Consider the following 19708-nt stretch of genomic DNA (forward strand, 5'->3'; position numbering starts at 1 on the left):
CCTGAGATGATCCAGGAGAAAGTGGCGCGGAAGCCGGCATCGAGCGCGAGCCCGATGCTGCTTTCGCTGCGTAATGTCGGCAAGGTCTTCTCCAACGGCGTGACGGCGCTGAGCAGGGTCGACCTGGCGATCCGGGAAGGCGATTTCCTCAGCCTGCTCGGTCCGTCGGGCTGCGGCAAGTCGACGGCGCTCCGGCTGATCGCCGGCCTGTCGACGCCGACCTCCGGCCAGCTCGACTGGCGCGGCTCGATCGATCGCTCGAATATCGGCTTCGTCTTCCAGGAGCCGACGCTGCTGCCCTGGGCCAGCGTCTTCGACAATGTCTGGCTGCCGCTCCGGCTAAAGGGCGTGTCGCGTGCAAATGCCGAGCCGGCGGTGATGGAGATGCTGTCGCGCGTCCACCTCAACGGCTTCGAGACCGCAGTGCCGCGCGAGCTTTCCGGCGGCATGAAGATGCGCGTCTCGATCGCGCGGGCCATGGTGACCAAGCCGCGCATCCTTCTGATGGACGAACCCTTCGCGGCACTCGACGAGATCACCCGCTTCAAGCTCAACAACGACCTTCTGGAGCTTTGGCAGGACGAGCGCTTCACCGTCGTCTTCGTCACCCACAGCGTCTTCGAGAGCGTGTTCCTGTCCAGCCGGGTCGTCGTCATGGCGGCGCGGCCGGGCCGCGTCTTCGGCGAGCTTGCAATCGATGCGCCCTATCCGCGCGACGAGGCGTTCCGCACCTCGCCCGACTATGCGGCGCTGTGCCGGCAGGCGTCGGATGTGCTGGTCAATGCCATCAACTCAACCGCTGGATCCCATCATGACGGCCATTGAAGACACAGCCCTGAAGCTCGACCCGGAAGAGGCGCGCCGCGTCCGCCAGGAGCGGCTGGAGCGGATCGGCAAATGGGTGCTGCCGCTGGCGATCATGGTGCTGGCGATCTGGCTGTGGGACCGCATCTGCGTCTGGAACGAGATCCCGCAATACATCCTGCCGCGCCCCGGCGTGGTGCTGAAGACACTGCATGACGATGCCGGCCTGTTGTCCTCGTCGCTGCTGGTGACACTCAGGATCACCTTCCTCAGCCTGCTTCTCGCCGTCATCGGCGGCGTCGGGCTGGCGGTGCTGTTCGCGCAGTCGAAATGGGTGGAGATGTCGTTCTTCCCCTTCGCCATCGTGCTGCAGGTGACGCCGATCGTCGCGATCTTTCCGCTGATCAACATCTACATCAACAACCAGACGACCAAGCTTCTGCTCTGCGCCTGGATCGTCGCCTTTTTCCCGATCCTCTCCAACACCACGCTTGGGCTGAACTCGGTCGACCGCAACCTGCGCGACCTGTTCAAGCTCAACGGCGCGACCCGCTGGCAGCAACTGCGCTACCTGCGCCTGCCGGCGGCGATGCCTTATTTCCTCGGTGGATTGAAGATCGCCGGCGGCCTGTCGCTGATCGGCGCCGTGGTGGCGGAATTCGTCGCCGGCACGCAGGGGCAGTCGTCGGGGCTTGCCTCGCGCATCATCGAGGCCGGCTACCGGCTCAACGCGCCGCGGCTGTTCGCGGCGCTGATCCTGATCTCGCTTACCGGCATCCTGATCTTCCTGGTGCTGTCGCTGGTGTCGCATCTCATCCTGCGCCGCTGGCACGAGAGCGCGCTGAAGCAGGAACGGTAGGGTGGTTCGTCCCGTCACCCAGGAGAGCAGCGGTTGATTCCGGTTTCGACTTCATACCATCTCGCCAACGTCCGTGTTCATCGCTCGCTGACGCCGGGTTTTGCCGCGACCTTCGACGCCGATGGTTTCGCGCTTGCCGACATGACCGTGGCCAACGGCAAGATCTCCAGCATTGTCGCGCACGGCAAATCGAAGGCCCTGGCCGAGGCCGTCGATCTCGGCGGCCGCATCGTGCTGCCGTGTTTCGTCGACTGCCATACCCATATCGACAAGGGCCATATCTGGCCGCGAAAACCCAATCCCGACGGCACCTTCATGAGCGCGCTCAATGCCACTGGCGCCGACCGCGCCGCGCGCTGGAACGCTGAGGACGTCGCGCGGCGCATGGATTTTTCGCTGCGCTCGGCCTACGCGCACGGCACCAAGGCCCTGCGCACGCATCTCGACAGCGTTGCGCCGCAGGAAGAAATCTCCTGGCCGGTGTTCGAAACGATGCGCGAGACTTGGCGCGGACGCATCGACCTGCAGGCCGCCTGCCTGCTCGGCATCGAAGGGGTGCGCGACAAGGCCTGGTTCGAGCGGTTGGCGAAGCGCGTCGCTGCGGCCAAGGGCGTGCTCGGCGTCGTCACCTATATGGTGCCCGACCTCGAGGAGTTGCTCGACCAGGTTTTCGCGCAGGCGATCAAGCACGGGCTCGACCTCGATTTCCATGCCGACGAGACAGACGACGTCGCGGCCATCTCGCTGAAGAAGATCGCCGAAGCTTCGTTGTGGAATGGTTTTGACGGCAATATCCTGGTCGGCCATTGCTGCTCGCTCTCGCGCCAGCCGGATCTCGAGGTGCTCGACACGCTGGACAAGGTGGCGAAGGCGGATCTCGCCGTGGTGTCGCTGCCGATGTGCAACCTTTATCTGCAGGACAGGCGCAACAATCAGACCACCCCGCGCTGGCGCGGCGTGACGCTGCTGCACGAGATGAAGGCGCGCGGCATCAAGGTGGCGGTCGCCTCCGACAACACGCGCGATCCGTTCTACGCCTATGGCGATCTCGACATGCTGGAAGTCTACCGCATGGCGACGCGCATCCTGCATTTCGACCATCCGATCGGCGACTGGCCGAAGGCTGTAGCGGCGACGCCAGCCGAGGTGATGCGCCTGGAAGGCGTCGGCACGCTTGCCGTCGGCGGCAACGCGGACTTCATCGTCTTCAAGGGGCGCAATTGGACCGAATTGCTGTCGCGGCCGGAATCGGATCGCATCGTCGTGCGCGACGGCCGGGCGATCGAACGCAAGCTGCCCGACTATGCCGAACTCGATGAACTGATGGTGGAATGATGGATATCGCAGCGCTGAAGCGCGATCTCGAAGGGCTGAAGATCGACGACCATCCGGCGATCGTCCAGCAGAAGAGCCGTGACTTCTACTGGTATAGCCCGGTTCTGAAGCAGCAGCTCGACCATATCACCGGCGACCTCATCGTCACGCCGAAGAACGAGGACGAGGTGATCCGTGTGCTTGCCGCCTGCCACAGGCACAGCGTTCCGGTCACGCCGCGCGGCAGCGGCACCGGCAATTACGGACAGGCGATGCCGCTGTCGGGCGGCGTGGTGCTCAATCTCGCCGAGATGAACGAAGTAAAGGCGGTCGCGCCGGGACGCGTGGTGACCGGGGCGGGTGCGGTGCTGGCCGATATCGACAGAGCGACGCGCGCCCATTCCGCACAGGAATTGCGCATGTCCCCGTCGACCTACAATACCGCATCGATCGGCGGCTTCGTCGCCGGTGGCTCGGGCGGCGTCGGCTCGATCCGCTGGGGCGGATTGCGCGACCTCGGCAACGTCATCCGGCTGAGGACCGTGACGATGGAGGCCGAGCCGCGCGTCATGGAGCTCACGGGCGAGGACGTGCTCAAGGTCATGCACGCCTACGGCACCAACGGCATCATCACCGAGGTCGAGATGCCGCTGACGGCCTCATACGATTGGATCGACGTCATCGTCGGCTTCGACGATTTCATGGATGCGGCCGGCTTCGGCAACGACCTCGCCGTCCAGGACGGCATATTGGCGAAGCTGATCACGCCGATCGCGGCGCCCATCCCTTACGACTATTTCAAGCGCCACCAAAAATTCTTCCGGCGCGAGCAGAGCATCGTGGTTTGCATGATCGCGCCGAATGCGATGGACGCCTTCGTCGCTTTCGTCCGCAGCACCAAGGGCGAAATCGTCTTCCGCGCCGACCGGGAAACTGATCTCAAGGGGCTGCCGCCGGCCTACGAGCTGACCTGGAACCACACGACGCTGCGCGCCATCCGGGTCGATCCGACCATCACCTATCTGCAGGCACGCTATCCGTCGCCGGACCACCTCGCTCACGTCAAGGCGATGGTCGACCGCCTCGGCGACGAGGTGCCGGCGCATCTCGAATTCATCCGCTTCGACGGCGCGATCGGCGCCGCCGGCCTGCCGCTGGTGCGCTTCACAACGGAAGAGCGGCTGGACGAGATCATCCGCATCCACGAGGACAATGGCTGCTGGATCTTCAACCCGCACCGCTACACGCTGGAAGAGGGCGGCATGAAGCAGACCGACGAGGTGCAGCTTGCCTTCAAGCGCGAGACCGACCCGCAAGGCCTGCTCAACCCGGGCAAGATGATCGCTTGGGAAAACCCAAACTATGACTACCGCTCCGGCAAGTCGTTCCTGTTCAAGGGGCTGCAAAAGGCGGGCTGATGAAAATCCTCGTCCTCTTCGCTCATCCGGTGGAGACCAGCTTCAATGCCGGCCTGCACCGAGTGATCGTAGAGCGCTTGACGGCGGCAGGTCACGCGATCGACGACTGCGATCTTTACGCCGAGAATTTCGATCCCAGGCTGACGCGGGCCGAACGGCTCGGCTATCACGACCAGCGCGGGCCGAACGACGCGGTCGCCGGCTATGTCGAGAGGCTGCGCAAAGCCGAAGCGCTGGTGCTGTCGTTTCCGGTGTGGAATTACGGCTATCCGGCGATCCTGAAAGGTTTCTTCGATCGCGTGTTCCTGCCAGGCGTGTCGTTCAAGCTGGTCGACGGCAAGGTTCAGCCGACGCTGCACAACATACGCAAGTTGGCGGCCATCACCACCTATGGCGGCAGCCGGTTTCGCGCCATGCTGATGGGCGATCCGCCGCGCAAGGTGGTGAAGCGCATGCTGCGCGCCACCATCAAGCCTGGCGCTCCGGTCTCCTATCTCGCGCACTATTCGATGAACCTCTCGACCGACGCGTCGCGAGCGGCATTCACGGCGAAGGTGGCCGCCAGCATGGATCAATTCTGATGCGCGTGCTGGTGGTCTATTGCCATCCGGTTCCCGAGAGCTATTGCGCGGCAATCCGCGACAGCGCCGTCGAGGTGCTGGAGCGGAGAGGCTGGGACGTGCGGCTGCTCGACCTTTATGCCGAGAACTTCAATCCAGTGATGAGCTGCGAGGAGCGGCGCTTGTACAATGAGCGCGCGCCCCAGGATCCGGCGCTCGAACCACATTTCGATCATCTGATGTGGGCGGAGGCGATCCTCTTCATTTATCCGACCTGGTGGTACGGCCTGCCGGCGATGCTGAAGGGCTGGTTCGATCGCGTGTGGGCGGCCGACATCGCCTTCAAGCTTCCGGCCGGCAAGGGGCGGATCACGTCGCTGATGAGGCATGTGACCAAGGTCGGCGTCATCACCACTTGCGGCGCGCCGACCTGGTGGAGCGTGGTCGTCGGCCAGCCTGGCCGCAAGACCATCCTGCGCGGCATGCGGGCGCTGTGCGCGACACGCTGCAAGACGTTCTTTCTGGCACATTACCTGATGGACGCCTCGACGCCGAAAAGCAGGGCGGCGTTTCTGGCGAAGGTGCGGGCGAGGCTGGAGCGGTTTTGAAGCGCGGAACTCCCCCACAAGAAGGGGAGAAGGGGACGCTGCGCTACATCCGCACCCGCTCCGCCTTCGGATCGTACATCGGCTTTAGCGAGGCTTCGGCCGCAAACCGCTCCCCAGCGATCTCGACTTCGTAGGACGAGGCCAGCATATCCGCCTCGCTTTCACCTTGGCACGGCACATAGCCGAGACCGATGGCGCCGCCGAGATGGTGGCCATAGTTGCCCGAGGTGATCGGGCCGACGATCTTGCCGTCGCGCAGGATCGCCTCGTTGTGGAAGAGCAGCGGCTGCGGGTCTTTCAGGCGGAACTGGACCAGCCGGCGGGACAGGCCGGCCTCCTTCTTTCGCAACACGGCATCGCGGCCGATGAAGCCGGCCTTGCTCGTCTTCACCGCGAAGCCGAGGCCAGCCTCCAGCACATTGTCCTCGTCGGTGATGTCGTGGCCGAAATGCCGAAAAGCCTTTTCGATACGGCAGGAATCCAGCGTGTGCAGGCCGCAGAGCTTCAGGTCGACATCGGCGCCGGCATCGGCGATCGCCTCGAAGACGTGCGCCGCCTGCTCGCTCGAGACGTAGAGCTCCCAGCCGAGCTCGCCGACATAGGTGACACGGTGGGCGCGGGCGAGGCCCATGCCGATCTCGATTTCCTGAAAAGTGCCAAACGGATTGGCCTCATTGGAGAAGTCGTTCGGGCTGACTTTCTGGATCAGGTTTCGTGACTCCGGACCCATCAAGCAGATGACCGCTTCGGCCGCGGTGACGTCGATGATGACGACGAACTCGTCGGCGACATGCCGTCTCAGCCAGGCAAGGTCGCGCTGCAAAGTGGCGCCCGGCACGACAAGGAAATAGGCCGTCTCCGAAAGCCGCGTCACGGTGAGGTCGCTCTCGATGCCGCCCTTGGCGTTGAGCATCTGCGTGTAGACGATTTTTCCCGGCGCGACGTCCATGTCGTTGGCGCAGAGCCGCTGCAGGAAGGCACAGGCGTCGCGGCCCTCGACGCGGATCTTGCCGAAGGAGGTCATGTCGAACAGGCCGACGCCGTTCCTGACCGCCAGATGCTCTTCGCGCTGGTTGTCGAACCAGTTCTGCCGCTTCCAGGAATAGCGGTATTCGCGCTCCTGGCTCTCGCGGGCAAACCAGTTGGCGCGCTCCCACCCGGCGACTTCGCCGAAGACGGCGCCGCGCGCTTTCAGGTGCTCGTGCAGCGGCGAGCGGCGCACGCCGCGCGAGGTCGCCATCTGGCGGTAGGGGAAATGGTCGGCGTAGAGCAGGCCGAGCGTTTCGGAGACGCGCTCCTTAAGGTAGCGGCGGTTCTTCTGGAACGGCTGGGCGCGGCGGATATCGACCTCCCAGAGATCGAAGGGCGCTTCGCCGTCATTGATCCACTGCGCCAGCGCCATGCCGGCTCCGCCGGAAGAGACGATGCCGATCGAATTGTAGCCGGTCGCCATCCAGTAGCCGGCAAGTTCCGGCGCCTCGCCGAGATAGTAGCGGTCGTCCGGCGTGAAACTCTCGGGACCATTGAAGAAGGTGTGGATGCCGGCGGTGCCCAGCATCGGCATGCGGTTGACGCCCATTTCCAGGATCGGCTCGAAATGGTCCATGTCCTCGGGCAGCTGATCGAAGCAGAAATCCTCGCGGATGCCGTCCATGCCCCAGGGTTTCGCCACAGGTTCGAAGGCGCCGAGCATCATCTTGCCGGCGTCCTCCTTGTAGTAGGCGCACTCGTCCGGCACGCGCAGCACCGGCAGGCGGGAGAGGCCGGGGACAGGCTCGGTGACGAGATAGAAATGCTCGCAGGCATGCAGCGGGATGGTGACGCCGTTCTGGCGGCCGAGCTCGCGCGCCCACATGCCTGCGCAGTTGACCACGATATCGGTCTCGATCGTGCCCTGGTCTTCGCCCTGCGCCCAGGAGACGCCGGAGACGCGGCCTTTCCTTGTATGGACCTTGGTGACCTTCACGTTCTCGATGACGGCCGCGCCGCGCTGGCGCGCACCCTTGGCCAGCGCCATGGCGATGTTGGCCGGATCGCACTGGCCGTCGAGCGGCAGGTGCACCGCGCCGACCACGTCCGACACATTGAGATGCGGATACATCTCCTTGACTTCGCTCGGCGAAATCTCGCGCACGTCGACATCGAAGGCGCGGGCCAGCGAGGCCTGCCTATAAATTTCGTGCTTGCGCTCTTCGGTGAGCGCCACCGTGATCGAGCCGACCTGGCGCATGCCGGTGCCGACGCCGGTCTCGGCCTCGAGCCTGACGTAGAGGTCGGCCGAATATTTCGCCAGCCGCGTCATGTTCTGCGAGGCGCGCAGCTGGCCGATCAGGCCGGCCGCGTGCCATGTGGTGCCGCAGGTAAGCTGCTTGCGCTCGAGCAGAACGATGTCGGTCCAGCCGAGCTTTGCCAGGTGATAGGCGACCGAGCAGCCGGAAACGCCGCCGCCGATGATGACGGCGCGGGCTTTGGCGGGAATGGTCTTGGTCATGCGGCCTCGCGGCGGTAGTTGGAGGCGAAGCGGCGCAGCCGAAGCGCTGCCTCCTTAAGAACGGGTTCAGGCTGGCAGAGGCTGACCCGGATGTGGCCGGCGGCGGCCCTGCCAAAGCTCGATCCCGGCATGACGCCGACTTTTTCCTTGTCGAGCAGGCCCCAGGCGAATTTTTCGTCGTCAGGCTCGATCGCCGAGATGTCGAGCATGACATACATGCCGCCCTCCGAGCCGTGCACGGTGACGTCGTTCATGCCGCGTACGGCCTCCAGCATCAGCGTCCGGCGCGCGGCGTAGCGCTCGGCGATTGCCTTCACGCCGTAATGGTTCTCGAGCGCCTCGGCGCAGGCAATCGAGATGAAGGCCGGCAGGCCGTAGGTCGTCACCAGGTTGAGGTCGGTGAGCAGCCTGATCATCTCTTTCGGACCGGTCAGCCAGCCCATGCGCCAGCCGGTCATGCCGTGGCTCTTCGACATGGAATTGATGACCAGCGTGCGCTCGGCCATGCCGGGGAGCGAGCGCGGCGAGATGTGCTCGCCGCCGCCGAGCGTCCAGTAGACCTCATCGGACAGCAGCCAAAGATCGTGCTCGTTGCAGATTTCGGCCAGTTGCTCGAGCCGTTCGCGCGAATAGACGGCACCCGTCGGGTTGTTCGGCGTGTTGATCAGGATCGCGCGCGTGTTGGACCTGAGCGCCGCGCGGATCATATCGGCATGCGGCTGGAAGCCGTCCTCGGCCGGCGTCTCGACAACGGTGAAGCTGGCGCCGGCGGCGCTGAACGTATTGGGGTAGGTGGCGTAGTAGGGTGCGACGACGATGGCGTGGTCGCCTGGGTCGAGCACGCCTTGCACGGCCGCGTAGAGCGCGCCTTGGCCACCAGCTGCGGCGATGATTTCGTCGGGTTCGGTCTGCATGCCGGTGCAAGCGGTGGAGGTCGCCGCCATCGCCTTGCGCAGGCGCGGCAGGCCGGGCAGGGGCGTGTAGTGATGGTTGCTGCCGCGAACGGCGTTGACGCAGGCCTCGATCGTTTCCGAAGGCGTGTCGAAATCGTGGTCGCCGACCGACAGCATGATGATATCCTCGCCCGCCTGCTTGCGGGCCCAGGCTGCGGAGTGGACCTCCCAGCCATCCTTGCCCGAGGGTACGATGCCGGTGATGCGCGATGATGGTCTAGGCATGTGGAACTCCGGAAATTTCGTGTCCGCCTCGCACGAGCCGATCGCGCAGGGCGGCAATATGGGCCGGTCCGACCTCGCAGCAGCCGCCGACGATGGCTGCACCGGCCTCGACCCAGCCGACGGCCTGATCGGCATAGGCCGGCGGATCGAGATCGTGGCGTGCGTGCAGCACCTCGACAGTGCCGCCATGCTTGATCGCCTCGACCGAGGTGAAGCCGTTGGCATAGGCGCCGACCGGTCCACCGAGGGCGATCAACTCGGGCAGCGCTGCGCCGATCGCTTCGGGCCGGCAGCAGTTGAGCAGCCGGGCAGCGACAGGCAGATCGCCGAGCACGCCAGCTGCGGCTGCAATGCTTTCGCCGCTGCGCAGGCGTGGCGTGCCGTGATCGGCCAGTGTCCAAGATACCCATACAGGCTTGCCGCTTTCCGATGCAGCGGTGACGGCGGCGCGTGCCTCATCGGCGGAAGCCATGGTTTCGCATAGGAACAGATCGACGCCATCGGCCTGCTCGGCAACAATGCGGCGATAGGTGTCGAGCGTCTCCTCGAAGGAGATGGTGAGCTTTGGCGCATAGCTGCCGAACAAAGGCGAGAGACAGCCGGCGATGGCCGCGTCACCGGCTTGCTCGCAAGCTTGCCTGGCAAGTTCAATGCCGCGCGCCTGAAGCGATTTGAACAGCTCTTCCGCGCCCTCGCGAGCCAGCCGCTCGGGCGTTGCCGAATAGGTGTTGATGGTGATGACGCGGGCGCCCGCCTTGATGAACTCGCCGTGCAGGTCGCGCACCAGGTCCGGTTCGTCGATCAGCACCCTGGCCGACCACAAGGGCGTCGGTTCCGATTTGCTGCGGCGGATCAGTTCCTGGCCCATGCCGCCATCGGTGAGAATGACGGACCTCATGCCTGCAACCTCTCATTCTTCGGATCCCACAGCGGCTCGTCTTTCTGCACCACCGCCTTGAAGCGGTCGCCGAAGATCTCGACTTCGACAGCCATGCCCGGTTCGGCGAGATCCGCGCGCAGCATGCCGAGCGCTATCGACTTGCCGATCCGGTGGCCCCAGCCGCCGGACGTCGTCTCGCCGACGATTTTTCCGTCATGCCAGAGCGTCGACATATAAGGCGCATCGCAGTCGCCGGGGTTCTCGACGACCAGGGTGACGAAGCGCTTCTTCACGCCCTGCTGCTTCTCGTTGAGCAGTGCCGCCTTGCCGCGGAAGTCGGGCTTGTCCCATTTGACGAAACGCTCCAGCCCGCCCTGCAGGATCGTATAGTCGGTCGAAAGGTCGCCCTTCCAGGCGCGGTAGCCCTTTTCCAGACGCAGGGAATCGAGCGCGTACATGCCGAAGGGCTTCAGCCCGTGCTTCTGGCCGGTGGCCCAGACAGCGTCGAAGACCGTCAAGGTGTCGCCGACCTTGGTGTGGATCTCCCAGCCGAGCTCGCCGGCGAAGGAGACGCGCACCAGCTTCGCCCAGCGCCCGGCGATCACCGTTTCCTGATGCGTCAGCCAGGGCAGCGAAAGATCGGCGTCGCAGACCTCGGCGAGGATTTTTCGCGAGTTCGGGCCGGCAAGGATTTGTGTTGAATATTCCTCGGTCCGGTCGGTCAGCGTGAAGGCGGCATTCGCCGGCATGCGCGACTTCAGCCATTCGAGATCATGCCACTGGGCTACCGCCGCGGTGATCAGCGTCATCAGGTCTTCGCGGTGGCGCACGACCGACATTTCGGTGACGATGCGGCCCTTGTCGTCGGCGAAGTAGACGAGGCCGATACGGCCGGGCTTCGGCACCAGACCGGTGACCTGCAGCGCCAGCCACTCGGCAGCGCCCGGGCCTTCGAGGTTGAAGCGAGAGAAGCCGGGCAGGTCGAGGATGCCGGCGGCGTCGCGCACGGCCAGGCATTCCTGGCGCACGCGCTGCTGCCACGGCCCGTCGCGGCGGAAGGTGAGCGTCGGTTCCTCCGAAATGTTGTCGCCGGGCCCGGCATACCAGGTGGCGCGTTCCCAGCCGTTATAGGCGTCGAATTGACCGCCCAGCGCCTTGATGCGATCGTGCAGCGGCGACAGCTTGCGGTCGCGCCCTGCCGGCCAGGCGTGGCGCGGGAACTGGATGGCGTATTCGTTGCCGTAGATTTCCATGCCCTTGGCGACGCAATAGTCGGGTGCTGAAGCAAAGGAAGTGAAGCGGCGCGGGTCGCAGGACCACATGTCCCATTCGGTCTGGCCCTCGGTCACCCATTCGGCCAGCACCTTGCCGGCGCCGCCGCCTTGCGCGATGCCGAAGGTGAAGACGCAGGCCTCGAAGGCGTTCAGCACGCCGGGCATCGGCCCGATCAGCGGGTTGCCATCCGGCGCATAGGGGATCGGACCGTTGATCACCTTGGAGAGGCCGGCGGTGCCGAGGATCGGCACGCGGGCAACGGCGTCGGCGAGATAATGCTCCAGTCGGTCGAGATCGTCGGGGAAAAGCTGGAAGGAGAAATCCTCCGGCATCGGATCGTTGTGGGTCGCCCAATGCGCGCGGCAATTGCGCTCATAGGGGCCGAGATTCATCCCGGTCTTTTCCTGGCGCAGGTAATAGGAGGTGTCGACGTCGCGCAGCAGCGGCAGCTTCTTGCCCTGCTCCTTCGTCCAGGCGGCGAGTTCAGGGATCTCCTCGAACAGGATGTATTGATGGCTCATCACCATCATCGGGACTTCGCGGCCGAACATTTTTCCAACCTCGGCGGCACGGTAGCCGGCGGCGTTGATGACGATCTCGCAGCGGATTTCGCCCTGCGGCGTCGCGATCACCCATTCGCCGTTCTCGCGGCGGGCGCCGGTAACCGGGCAGAAGCGGATGATCCTGGCGCCCATGTCGCGAGCGCCCTTGGCGAGCGCCTGTGTCAATTGCGCGGGGTCGATGTCGCCGTCGCTCGGGTCGTAGAGGGCGCCCTTAAGGTCATGCGTCTCGATGAAGGGATAGCGGCGCTTGATCTCGTCGAGGCCGACGACGTCGATGTCCATGCCCTGGTAGCGGCCCATGCCCTTGGCGCGCTGGAACTCCTGCATGCGCTCCTTGCTGTGGGCGAGCCTGAGCGAGCCGGTGACGTGGTAGTTCATCGGATAGTCGACCGCGTCGGCGAGACCGCGGTAGAGCTCGGTCGAGTAGCGCTGCATGTTCATCAGCGACCATGACGAGGAGAAGGTCGGCACGTTGCCGGCGGCGTGCCAGGTCGAGCCGGAGGTCAGCTCGTTCTTCTCCAGAAGCACGCAGTCGGTCCAGCCAGCCTTGCAGAGGTGGTAGAGCGAGGAGGCGCCGACGACACCGCCTCCGATGATCACCACGCGCGCCGTGGTCGGCAAACCGGCCATATTCTCCCTCCAACGTTTATTTAGTACACCGGCGGCGAAACCACCCAGATGACGACCGCCGGCTCGGCGCCTGGATTGCGCCAGCGAAACGGCTTGCCTTCGAAACGGAACGAGTCGCCTTCGCCAAGCCGATGCCAGACGCCGCCGATCTCGATCTCGAAAGTGCCGGACGCGATATAACCGGCTTCCTCCGTCGGGCGGCGCGCTTCGGTCTTCAACTCGGCGCCCGGCGCGAAAACCGAGCGCAGCATCTCGAAGCTACCGCCGAGGTCGGGCGACAGAAGCTCCTCCACGAGGCCCGATTCGCTTGTGCCAAGCGTGCGGCGGCTGCCCGCCCGCACGACCACGCCGCGCTCCTGTTCGACAGGCACGTCATGGCTGAAGAACAGGCTGAGCGGCACGCCGAACAGTTCGGCGAAGGCTCTGAGATCGCCGAGCGAAGGGACCGAAAGTCCGCGCTCGACCTGGCTGACCCAGCCGACGGAGCGGCCGAGCTTGAGCGCGATCTCGCTGAGCGTCAGCCCGCGCGCCTTGCGCAGCGCACGGATGTCGCCGGCCAGCAGCCGCTCGCCATTGTCCTGCTCCGGTCTGACAGCGGTCGAGGTCAATCGGGCCTCATGAAAAAATACGAACAAATTTCATGAGAGGGCAAACTCATGAAAAAATCAAGCGGGTTTTCATGCCTTGCAAGATTTGCTTGCGCGATTTTGACGCTTGATGCAAAGGCTCCCCTACGAACGGAGGGTGGGGCGTCCGATCGGGACCAATCTAGTTTTGTGTCTGCGGATGGTCGTTGCGGAAATCGGGTTCCGGCCATGCCTGAAGGGACGGCCTATGCTGGATAAGAATAGCCGGATCGCGCTCGATGCTGCGACAGTCGACGAGGCGATCATTTCGCGCCGGTCCGTGCGCGCATTTTTGCCCGACATGGTCGACGACGAGACGATCCGCGCCATCCTGACGGTGGCGGCGCGGGCGCCGTCCGGCACCAACATGCAGCCATGGCGGGTCTATGTGACCAAGGGGGAGGTGAAGCAGCGCATCAGCGACGCCATCCTCAATTCGGGCATTCGCGCCGAGAAGGCGGAATGGGACGAGTACCGGTACTACCCCGACCAGTTCTTCGAGCCTTATCTCAGCCGGCGCCGCGCCAACGGTTTCGGTCTGTACGGCGCCATCGGCATCGGCCGGCGCGAGGTCGACAAGATGCGCGCGCAGCACGACCGCAACTTCATCTTCTTCGACGCGCCGGTCGGCATGATCTTCACGGTCGATCGGCGGCTGAACAAGGGGTCGTGGATCGACTACGGCATGTTCCTGCAGAACATCATGGTCGCGGCGCGCGGCAGGGGGCTGCATACCTGTCCGCAGGCGGCCTTCGCGCCCTACCACCGGCAGATCCGCCCGGTGCTCGGCATTCCCGATGAAGAGGTCGTCGTCTGCGGCATGGCGCTGGGCTATGAGGACAACTCCAAGCCCGAGAATGAATTCCGCACCGACCGCGCGCCGCTCGAAGACTGGGTGACGTTCGCGAAATAGCGCCGGCGTGGCCGCGGCCGGATTTGCTAATCCGTGCCCATAGGCGCGCCGTGGCCGCTAACATGGGCGCCGTCCTGCGGAGTCAGCCTGAGATAGGCGAGCAGCGCGCAAAGCGTGATCAAGCCTTCGACGATGAACAGGATGCGGTAGTCGTTGACGCTGGCCTGGCCGCCGCCGGCGAGCAGCGACAGCATAGCCGCCGCCAGACCGACGCTGATCGCCACCGCCAATTGCCAGAGGATGTAGTAGAGCGCGCTGAAGCGCGAGAGCTGCTCCGGCGCGATGTCCGAGTAGGCAAGATTGCCGGTCGAGGCCCACTGCACCGAACGGAAGAGGCCGAAGACGAAGATGTAGGCAAGCACGATCCAGGTAGGCATGCTTTCCTGCATCAAGGCAAAACCGGCGACCAGCAAGGCGGCTATCGGCGTATTCGTGACCAGAACGCGCTTGAAGCCGAAGCGGTTCAAGATGCGCGGCATGAAGAAGCGCATCAGCAGCGATCCGATCGCCGCGACGAAGGTCAGCGATCCGGCCTGCACGGCGCTCATGCCGAAGCCGAGCTGGAACATCAGCGGCAGCAGGAAGACAACCGAGCTCAGCCCGATCGTGTCGAGCCCGCCGCCGGTGAGAAAGCTGATGCGGAATGTGCGGATGCGTAAGAGATTGAGGTCGAGCAGCGGATTGCGAGCGCGCAAGCAATAGAAGGCGGCGACAGTGAGGATGGCGATTGCCAGGCCGAGCTCGGCGCCGACAATGCCGGCGGCGGCGTCCTTCGCGCCAAGCGAATCCATGCCGAAGACGAGCAGCGCCATGCCGCTGCCGACGAGCAGGAAGCCTGGAAAGTTGAACGGCGTGCGCACCGGCTTGGTGGTCGTGGGGAACAGCGAGACCGCGAGCAGCGCGGCGGTCAGCGCGATCGGGATGTTGATATAGAAGATCCAGCGCCAGGAGACGTAAGTGGTCAGCGCGCCGCCGACTAGCGGCCCGACCAGCGGCCCGGACTGGCCGGCGAGCGAGATGTACATATTGATCTTGAGCGTGCGGTCGCGCGGAAAGCTCGACAGGATCACCACCTGGCCGAGCGTGCCCATCAGCGCGCCGCCGAATCCCTGCAGGGCGCGCGAGCCGACCAGCATCCAGATGTTTTCCGAAAGGCCGCAGAGCGCCGAAGCGCCGGCGAAGACCAGCAGCGCAAAGCAATAGACGTTGCGCAGGCCGAAGCGATCGGCCAGCCAGCCGCCGACCGGCATGGTGACGATGAGGCTCGCGACATAGACGGTGATCAAAAGGCCGAGCTGGCTGGGCGGCCGAGCGAGGCTTTCGCCGATGCCGGGGAGCGCGGTCACGATGACGTTCTGGTCGAGGCTGGTCATGAACACGCCGCAGGCGACGGTCGCCGGCAGCAGCAGCGACGGCTCACCCGCCGGAGCAAAGCGGGTCGTGGCTGTCGCCGTAGTCTCTGCGGTCATGGGAGGGTGTGGTCGAACTGGTTGCCTGAACGGGCCCCGGCAAGAGCCCATGATTCCCATCTATCGTCTTCGCTGGCCCGGGCCTCAAGCAGCAGTTGTGGCCGTCGATAGTGCCAGGCGACTGGTCCTAAAGCATGATCCCGAACCGAAGGTCAGCGAAAGCAAAAAATGGGAAGCGGTTTTCGGAGAAGATCATGCTCCAACAAAAGAGTTGGTTCAGGAAGACGATTCGACGAAACGTCATCCTGATCTAGTGCACCTCGTAGCCGACTTCCTCGCTGGCGTGGCACAAGGCCTTCCAGAACGAACGCGCGAAGGAGCGAAACACATAGATGTCGAACTGGTCGGCGCCGCTGCGCTGGATCTGGGCAAAGACATCGTGATGGTTGGTCGAGCGACCCGCGCCCAGCGGGAAGGCCGGCAGGGCAAAGTCGATGGCGAAGAATTTCGCCATCACCCATTCCGCCTTCGGCCCGGCAATGCGGATCGCGGTGCGGCCGTGCGAAAGATCGGTGAGCGTGCCGATGTCCGGCGTGACGACGCCGGCGAATCCGGCCGCAAGCCCCTCGGCCTCGTCGACCACGGTGAATTTTCCCGGCGCGAAGCCGAATGCCGCCTTCGCGCCGTTGCTGACGCCGCCGCCGGCGCCATCCGGCAGGGCAAGGCCCGTCACCTTGTATATGCCGGACATCAGCCGCTTCTCTTCACCCGGCCAAGCCGCGAGTTGCAGGATCGAGCCCGGCCGCGTCTCGGACAGGATGACGTCGATGCCATGTTCGAAATTGCCGTGCGAGCCTGGGTGATAAACCGGCTCAAGCGGAGATTGACGCTCAACCATGCATGCGGCTCCCGTCCGGATCGTAGAAATGGTTGGAGACGATCTCGACCGGCCCGAACCGGTTGCGCAGCGGGTCGGAGACGAAGGCGCGTGTGCCATGGCGCGCCTTGCCGCCCTTGACCAGGGCAAGCGCTATGTATTTGCCGAGCGCCGGCGAATAGCAGCAAGCGGTGACATGGCCGATCGAATCGTGCGGATTGGCTTCGTCCAACTCCTCGACGATGTGTCCGCCACCGTTGAGCGCGCGATTGTCGAGAGCGATCACGCCGACCAATTCCAGCCGGTCCGGAGCGATCAGACCTTCGCGATCCATCATGGCGGAACCGATGAAGGGCTTCTTCTTCGACAGCATCCAGTCGAGATGCAGGTCGCGCGCGGTCGTGCGGCCGTCGATCTCGGCGCCGGTGACATGGCCCTTCTCGATGCGCATGGTGCCCAGCGCCTCGAGGCCGTAGGTGACCAGGCCGAACGGCTTGCCGGCCTCGATGAGCGCTTCCCACACCCTGGTGCCGTGGCCGGCGCCGGAATAGACCTCGAAAGCCATCTCGCCGGAGAAGGACAGGCGGCAGATCATCACCGGCACGCCGGCGATCTCGCCGTGGACGATGCCCATGAAGGGAAGCGCGGCGTTGTCGACGGCTGCGCCGGTGACGCTGGCGGCAAGGATTGCACGCGCCTTCGGGCCGCCGATCGCCGCACCCGCCCATTCGTCGGTGACGGAAGTGACGGTGACCTTCAACTCGTGCCAGATGACGTCGAGGAAATACTCCAGATGCTGCATCACCTTGCCGGCATTGGCGGTGGTGGTGGTCATCAGGAAGTCCTGCTCGCCGAGCCGCCAGGTGGTGCCGTCGTCGAAGGCAAGCCCGTCCTCGCGCAGCATCAGGCCGTAGCGCGCCTTGCCGACCGCGAGCGTCGAGAACATGTTGGTGTAGACGCGGTCGAGGAACTCCGCCGCATCCGGCCCCTGGACGGCGATCTTGCCGAGCGTCGAGACATCGACGATGCCGGCGCGCTCGCGCGTCGCCTTGGCCTCGCGGACATAGGCCTGCTCGACCGTCTCGCCGGCAAGGCCATAGATCATCGGGCGGTACCAGAGGCCGGCCGAATACATCCTCGCGCCGTTGGCGAGGTGCCAGTCATGCATCGGCGTCAGCCTTTCGGGCTTGAGATCGCCGTAGCGCTCGGCCGCGAGCGAGCCGATCGACACAGCCGTGTAGGGCGGGCGGAAGCGCGTCGTGCCGACTTCGGGGATAGGCTTGCCGAGCGCCTCGGCCATGATGGCGAGGCCAGGCACGTTCGAGTTCTTGCCCTGGTCGGTCGCCATGCCGAGCGTGGTGTAGCGCTTCAGATGCTCGACCGACACGAAGCCTTCGCGATGCGCGAGGCGCACGTCCTCGGCGGTCACGTCGTGCTGGAAGTCGACGAAGCTCTTGCCCTTGGCCTTGATCTCGAAGACCGGCGCCGGATCAGGGTCGCCAGGGGCCGCCTCGACAGCGGGCAGAGGGGCTGAGGATGCGCTTCCGCCTGCGGCCTGAAGGCCGGCGGCGCGACCCTCGGCAATGGCTTCGGCGGTGGAAAAACTGCCGGTGAAGGCGCCGGCGCCGATCCAGCGCTGCGTCGGCTGCGGCGGCAGGAAGGCCTGCCTCGCCGGATCCCACACAGCTCTCGCGCCTGCCTGGCTGGCGAGATGGATGGTCGGCGACCAGCCGCCCGACATAGCCAGGCAGTCGGCATGAATGCTGCGCTCGTCACCGCTGAGTACCCTGCTCGTCAGGTCGAAACGCTGCACCTTGAGACCGGTGAGCGCCTTGCCGCCTTCGGTCGCGACCACGGCATGGCCGGCGAGCAACTCGGCCTCTGCCTCGCTCGCCAGCCTGCTCATCTCGTTCGACACGTCGCTGCGGACATCGATGATGGCGACGACAGCGGCGCCGGCCTTCTTCAGCGCAACGGCCGAGCGATAGGCGCTGTCATTGTTGGTGAACACCGCGATCCGCTCGCCGGGCAGCACGCCATATTCATTGGCGTAGCGCTCGGCCGCGTGCGCCAGCATGATGCCGGGGCGGTCGTTGCCCGGAAACACCAGCGGGCGCTCGAAGGAGCCGGTGGCGAGCACCACCGTCGCAGCGCGGATCGCCCAATAGCGCTGGCGCGGCTCGCCTTTGGCCGAAACCGCTTTGTGGTCGGTCACCCGTTCGAGGGCGGCGAGCGTGTTGCCGTCGTAGTAACCCCAGACCGTCGTGCGCGGCAGCAGGCGGACATTGTCATTGCCTTCGAGCTGGCCGACGAGGCGCGCTGCCCAGTCGGCAGCCGGCGCGCCGTCGATCGTCTCGCCCGACCAGTTTGCCGAGCCGCCGAAGCGCGCTTCGAGGTCGGCCAGGATCACGCGGGCGCCCTGGTCGGCCGCCGCCTTCGCCGCCATCAGGCCGGCAGGGCCGGACCCCACGACCAGCACGTCGCAGAAGGCGTTCATGCGTTCGTAGCGCGAGGTATCGGGCGCCGTGCCGGCCCTACCGAGGCCGGCGGCGCGACGGATGAAATGCTCGCAGAACATCCAGAAGCGCGTGCCCTTCAGCGGGCCGACCACCGGCCCCATGAAGGTCTTGTAGTAGAAGCCGGCCGACAGGATCTTGCCGCCGAGCTGGTTGAGCGCGCTGATGTCCCAGGCGAGCGAAGGCGAGCGATTCTGGCTGACGGCGACGAGCCCGTCATAGATCTCGACCATGGTGGCCGGGATGTTGGGCTCGCGTACCTCGCCGCGCAACACCGTCACCAGGGCGTTAGGCTCCTCGACGCCGGCGGCGAGCAGGCCGCGCGGGCGGTGGTATTTGAACGAGCGGCCGAACAGCGTGACGCCGCTGGCGAGCAGCGCCGAAGCAAGCGTGTCGCCGGCATGGCCTGTATAGGGTGCGCCGTCGAAGGTGAAGCGGATGGTGCGCAGCCGGTCGATGCTGCCGCCGGTCTCGGTACGGCGGGAGCTCACGGCTTGCCCTCCGTCCGGTGCCCTGGGGATTTGTGTCCGCCCCGGGCGAAGGCCGTGCTCAGGATTTCATGGGTCACGGTATTGCGCACGACCCTGAGATGGGCGCGGCAACCGCCGGAATGCTGCCAGATCTCATTGTGGTCGCCAGCCGGGTTCAGCCGGTCGTAGACATAGGCGTTCCAGGCGTCGAAATCCTGCGAGGCAGGCTGCGGCCGCTCGCGGTTGCCGTCGCCCTGGTAGGTGAATTCGATGACGTCGCGCGGGCCGCAATAGGGACAAGTGATCAGCATATTCCT

Annotated in this window: 16 protein-coding genes; 7 read left to right on the forward strand and 9 right to left on the reverse strand. The window is 65.1% G+C overall.

Features of this window, described 5'->3' with window-relative positions; genetic code table 11:
* Positions 1-6 precede the first annotated feature (6 nt).
* Genes EN874_RS00075 through EN874_RS00100 form a run of 6 tightly spaced genes read left to right on the forward strand, consistent with a single transcriptional unit; the run spans position 7 to position 5563 of the window.
* Positions 7-825, forward strand: coding sequence for an ABC transporter ATP-binding protein (locus EN874_RS00075; protein WP_127428252.1), 819 nt, complete (start codon positions 7-9; stop codon positions 823-825).
* Positions 812-1663 carry an ABC transporter permease gene (locus EN874_RS00080; RefSeq protein WP_127428253.1) on the forward strand — a complete coding sequence of 284 codons (852 nt, stop codon included), beginning with the start codon at positions 812-814 and terminating at the stop codon, positions 1661-1663. Before EN874_RS00075 ends, EN874_RS00080 begins: the two co-directional genes overlap by 14 nt.
* Positions 1664-1696: 33 nt before the next feature.
* Entirely contained in the window at positions 1697-2998 is a 1302-nt protein-coding gene (locus tag EN874_RS00085; RefSeq protein WP_127428254.1) for a cytosine deaminase, read from the forward strand.
* Positions 2998-4395: an FAD-binding oxidoreductase gene (locus EN874_RS00090; protein ID WP_127428363.1), complete on the forward strand. Its 1398-nt coding sequence runs from the start codon at positions 2998-3000 to the stop codon at positions 4393-4395. The genes EN874_RS00085 and EN874_RS00090 overlap by 1 nt, the downstream gene beginning before the upstream one ends.
* A complete protein-coding gene (locus tag EN874_RS00095) occupies positions 4395-4976 on the forward strand; it encodes an NAD(P)H-dependent oxidoreductase (protein WP_168247328.1) in 582 nt (193 codons plus the stop codon). Before EN874_RS00090 ends, EN874_RS00095 begins: the two co-directional genes overlap by 1 nt.
* Positions 4976-5563: an NAD(P)H-dependent oxidoreductase gene (locus EN874_RS00100; RefSeq protein WP_127428256.1), complete on the forward strand. Its 588-nt coding sequence runs from the start codon at positions 4976-4978 to the stop codon at positions 5561-5563. The genes EN874_RS00095 and EN874_RS00100 overlap by 1 nt, the downstream gene beginning before the upstream one ends.
* Before the next feature lie 43 nt (positions 5564-5606).
* Here EN874_RS00100 and EN874_RS00105 read toward each other — a convergent pair whose 3' ends face one another.
* Genes EN874_RS00105 through EN874_RS00125 form a run of 5 tightly spaced genes read right to left on the reverse strand, consistent with a single transcriptional unit; the run spans position 5607 to position 13188 of the window.
* Positions 5607-8054 carry an FAD-dependent oxidoreductase gene (locus EN874_RS00105; RefSeq protein ID WP_127428257.1) on the reverse strand — a complete coding sequence of 816 codons (2448 nt, stop codon included), beginning with the start codon at positions 8052-8054 and terminating at the stop codon, positions 5607-5609.
* Complete coding sequence (locus EN874_RS00110; protein ID WP_127428258.1) at positions 8051-9232, reverse strand: pyridoxal phosphate-dependent aminotransferase; 1182 nt, start codon at positions 9230-9232, stop codon at positions 8051-8053. Before EN874_RS00110 ends, EN874_RS00105 begins: the two co-directional genes overlap by 4 nt.
* Positions 9225-10130, reverse strand: a complete 906-nt coding sequence (locus tag EN874_RS00115; RefSeq protein ID WP_127428259.1) for a homocysteine S-methyltransferase family protein — start codon at positions 10128-10130, stop codon at positions 9225-9227. The genes EN874_RS00110 and EN874_RS00115 overlap by 8 nt, the downstream gene beginning before the upstream one ends.
* Positions 10127-12580 carry an FAD-dependent oxidoreductase gene (locus tag EN874_RS00120; protein ID WP_127428260.1) on the reverse strand — a complete coding sequence of 818 codons (2454 nt, stop codon included), beginning with the start codon at positions 12578-12580 and terminating at the stop codon, positions 10127-10129. Before EN874_RS00120 ends, EN874_RS00115 begins: the two co-directional genes overlap by 4 nt.
* Before the next feature lie 20 nt (positions 12581-12600).
* A complete protein-coding gene (locus tag EN874_RS00125; protein ID WP_127428261.1) occupies positions 12601-13188 on the reverse strand; it encodes an XRE family transcriptional regulator in 588 nt (195 codons plus the stop codon).
* 226 nt (positions 13189-13414) lie between these two features.
* Between EN874_RS00125 and EN874_RS00130 the strand changes: the two genes are divergently transcribed.
* On the forward strand, positions 13415-14119 hold the full coding sequence (locus EN874_RS00130; RefSeq protein ID WP_127428262.1) for a nitroreductase: 705 nt from the start codon (positions 13415-13417) through the stop codon (positions 14117-14119).
* 26 nt (positions 14120-14145) lie between these two features.
* Here the strand turns inward: EN874_RS00130 and EN874_RS00135 are convergent, their stop codons facing one another.
* From EN874_RS00135 to EN874_RS00150, 4 genes are all read right to left on the reverse strand, one after another.
* On the reverse strand, positions 14146-15588 hold the full coding sequence (locus EN874_RS00135) for an MFS transporter (protein ID WP_127428263.1): 1443 nt from the start codon (positions 15586-15588) through the stop codon (positions 14146-14148).
* Between the two features lie 250 nt (positions 15589-15838).
* Positions 15839-16426 carry a sarcosine oxidase subunit gamma gene (locus EN874_RS00140; RefSeq protein ID WP_127428264.1) on the reverse strand — a complete coding sequence of 196 codons (588 nt, stop codon included), beginning with the start codon at positions 16424-16426 and terminating at the stop codon, positions 15839-15841.
* Positions 16419-19412 (reverse strand): sarcosine oxidase subunit alpha, encoded by a 2994-nt coding sequence (locus EN874_RS00145; RefSeq protein ID WP_127428265.1) that lies wholly within the window; start codon positions 19410-19412, stop codon positions 16419-16421. The genes EN874_RS00140 and EN874_RS00145 overlap by 8 nt, the downstream gene beginning before the upstream one ends.
* Positions 19409-19702, reverse strand: a complete 294-nt coding sequence (locus tag EN874_RS00150) for a sarcosine oxidase subunit delta (protein ID WP_126088653.1) — start codon at positions 19700-19702, stop codon at positions 19409-19411. The genes EN874_RS00145 and EN874_RS00150 overlap by 4 nt, the downstream gene beginning before the upstream one ends.
* Positions 19703-19708: the final 6 nt, after the last annotated feature.

Origin of the sequence: Mesorhizobium sp. M1D.F.Ca.ET.231.01.1.1 (genome assembly GCF_003999155.2) — a bacterium.
Lineage (GTDB): Bacteria > Pseudomonadota > Alphaproteobacteria > Rhizobiales > Rhizobiaceae > Mesorhizobium.

Coding starts and splice junctions, on each gene's coding strand:
- EN874_RS00090 (WP_127428363.1), top strand. CDS start 2,998: ATGGATATCGCAGCGCTGAAGCGCGATCTCGAAGGGCTGAAGATCGAC.
- EN874_RS00105 (WP_127428257.1), bottom strand. CDS start 8,054: ATGACCAAGACCATTCCCGCCAAAGCCCGCGCCGTCATCATCGGCGGC.
- EN874_RS00130 (WP_127428262.1), top strand. CDS start 13,415: ATGCTGGATAAGAATAGCCGGATCGCGCTCGATGCTGCGACAGTCGAC.
- EN874_RS00140 (WP_127428264.1), bottom strand. CDS start 16,426: ATGGTTGAGCGTCAATCTCCGCTTGAGCCGGTTTATCACCCAGGCTCG.
- EN874_RS00075 (WP_127428252.1), top strand. CDS start 7: ATGATCCAGGAGAAAGTGGCGCGGAAGCCGGCATCGAGCGCGAGCCCG.
- EN874_RS00110 (WP_127428258.1), bottom strand. CDS start 9,232: ATGCCTAGACCATCATCGCGCATCACCGGCATCGTACCCTCGGGCAAG.
- EN874_RS00120 (WP_127428260.1), bottom strand. CDS start 12,580: ATGGCCGGTTTGCCGACCACGGCGCGCGTGGTGATCATCGGAGGCGGT.
- EN874_RS00115 (WP_127428259.1), bottom strand. CDS start 10,130: ATGAGGTCCGTCATTCTCACCGATGGCGGCATGGGCCAGGAACTGATC.
- EN874_RS00095 (WP_168247328.1), top strand. CDS start 4,395: ATGAAAATCCTCGTCCTCTTCGCTCATCCGGTGGAGACCAGCTTCAAT.
- EN874_RS00100 (WP_127428256.1), top strand. CDS start 4,976: ATGCGCGTGCTGGTGGTCTATTGCCATCCGGTTCCCGAGAGCTATTGC.
- EN874_RS00150 (WP_126088653.1), bottom strand. CDS start 19,702: ATGCTGATCACTTGTCCCTATTGCGGCCCGCGCGACGTCATCGAATTC.
- EN874_RS00135 (WP_127428263.1), bottom strand. CDS start 15,588: ATGACCGCAGAGACTACGGCGACAGCCACGACCCGCTTTGCTCCGGCG.
- EN874_RS00080 (WP_127428253.1), top strand. CDS start 812: ATGACGGCCATTGAAGACACAGCCCTGAAGCTCGACCCGGAAGAGGCG.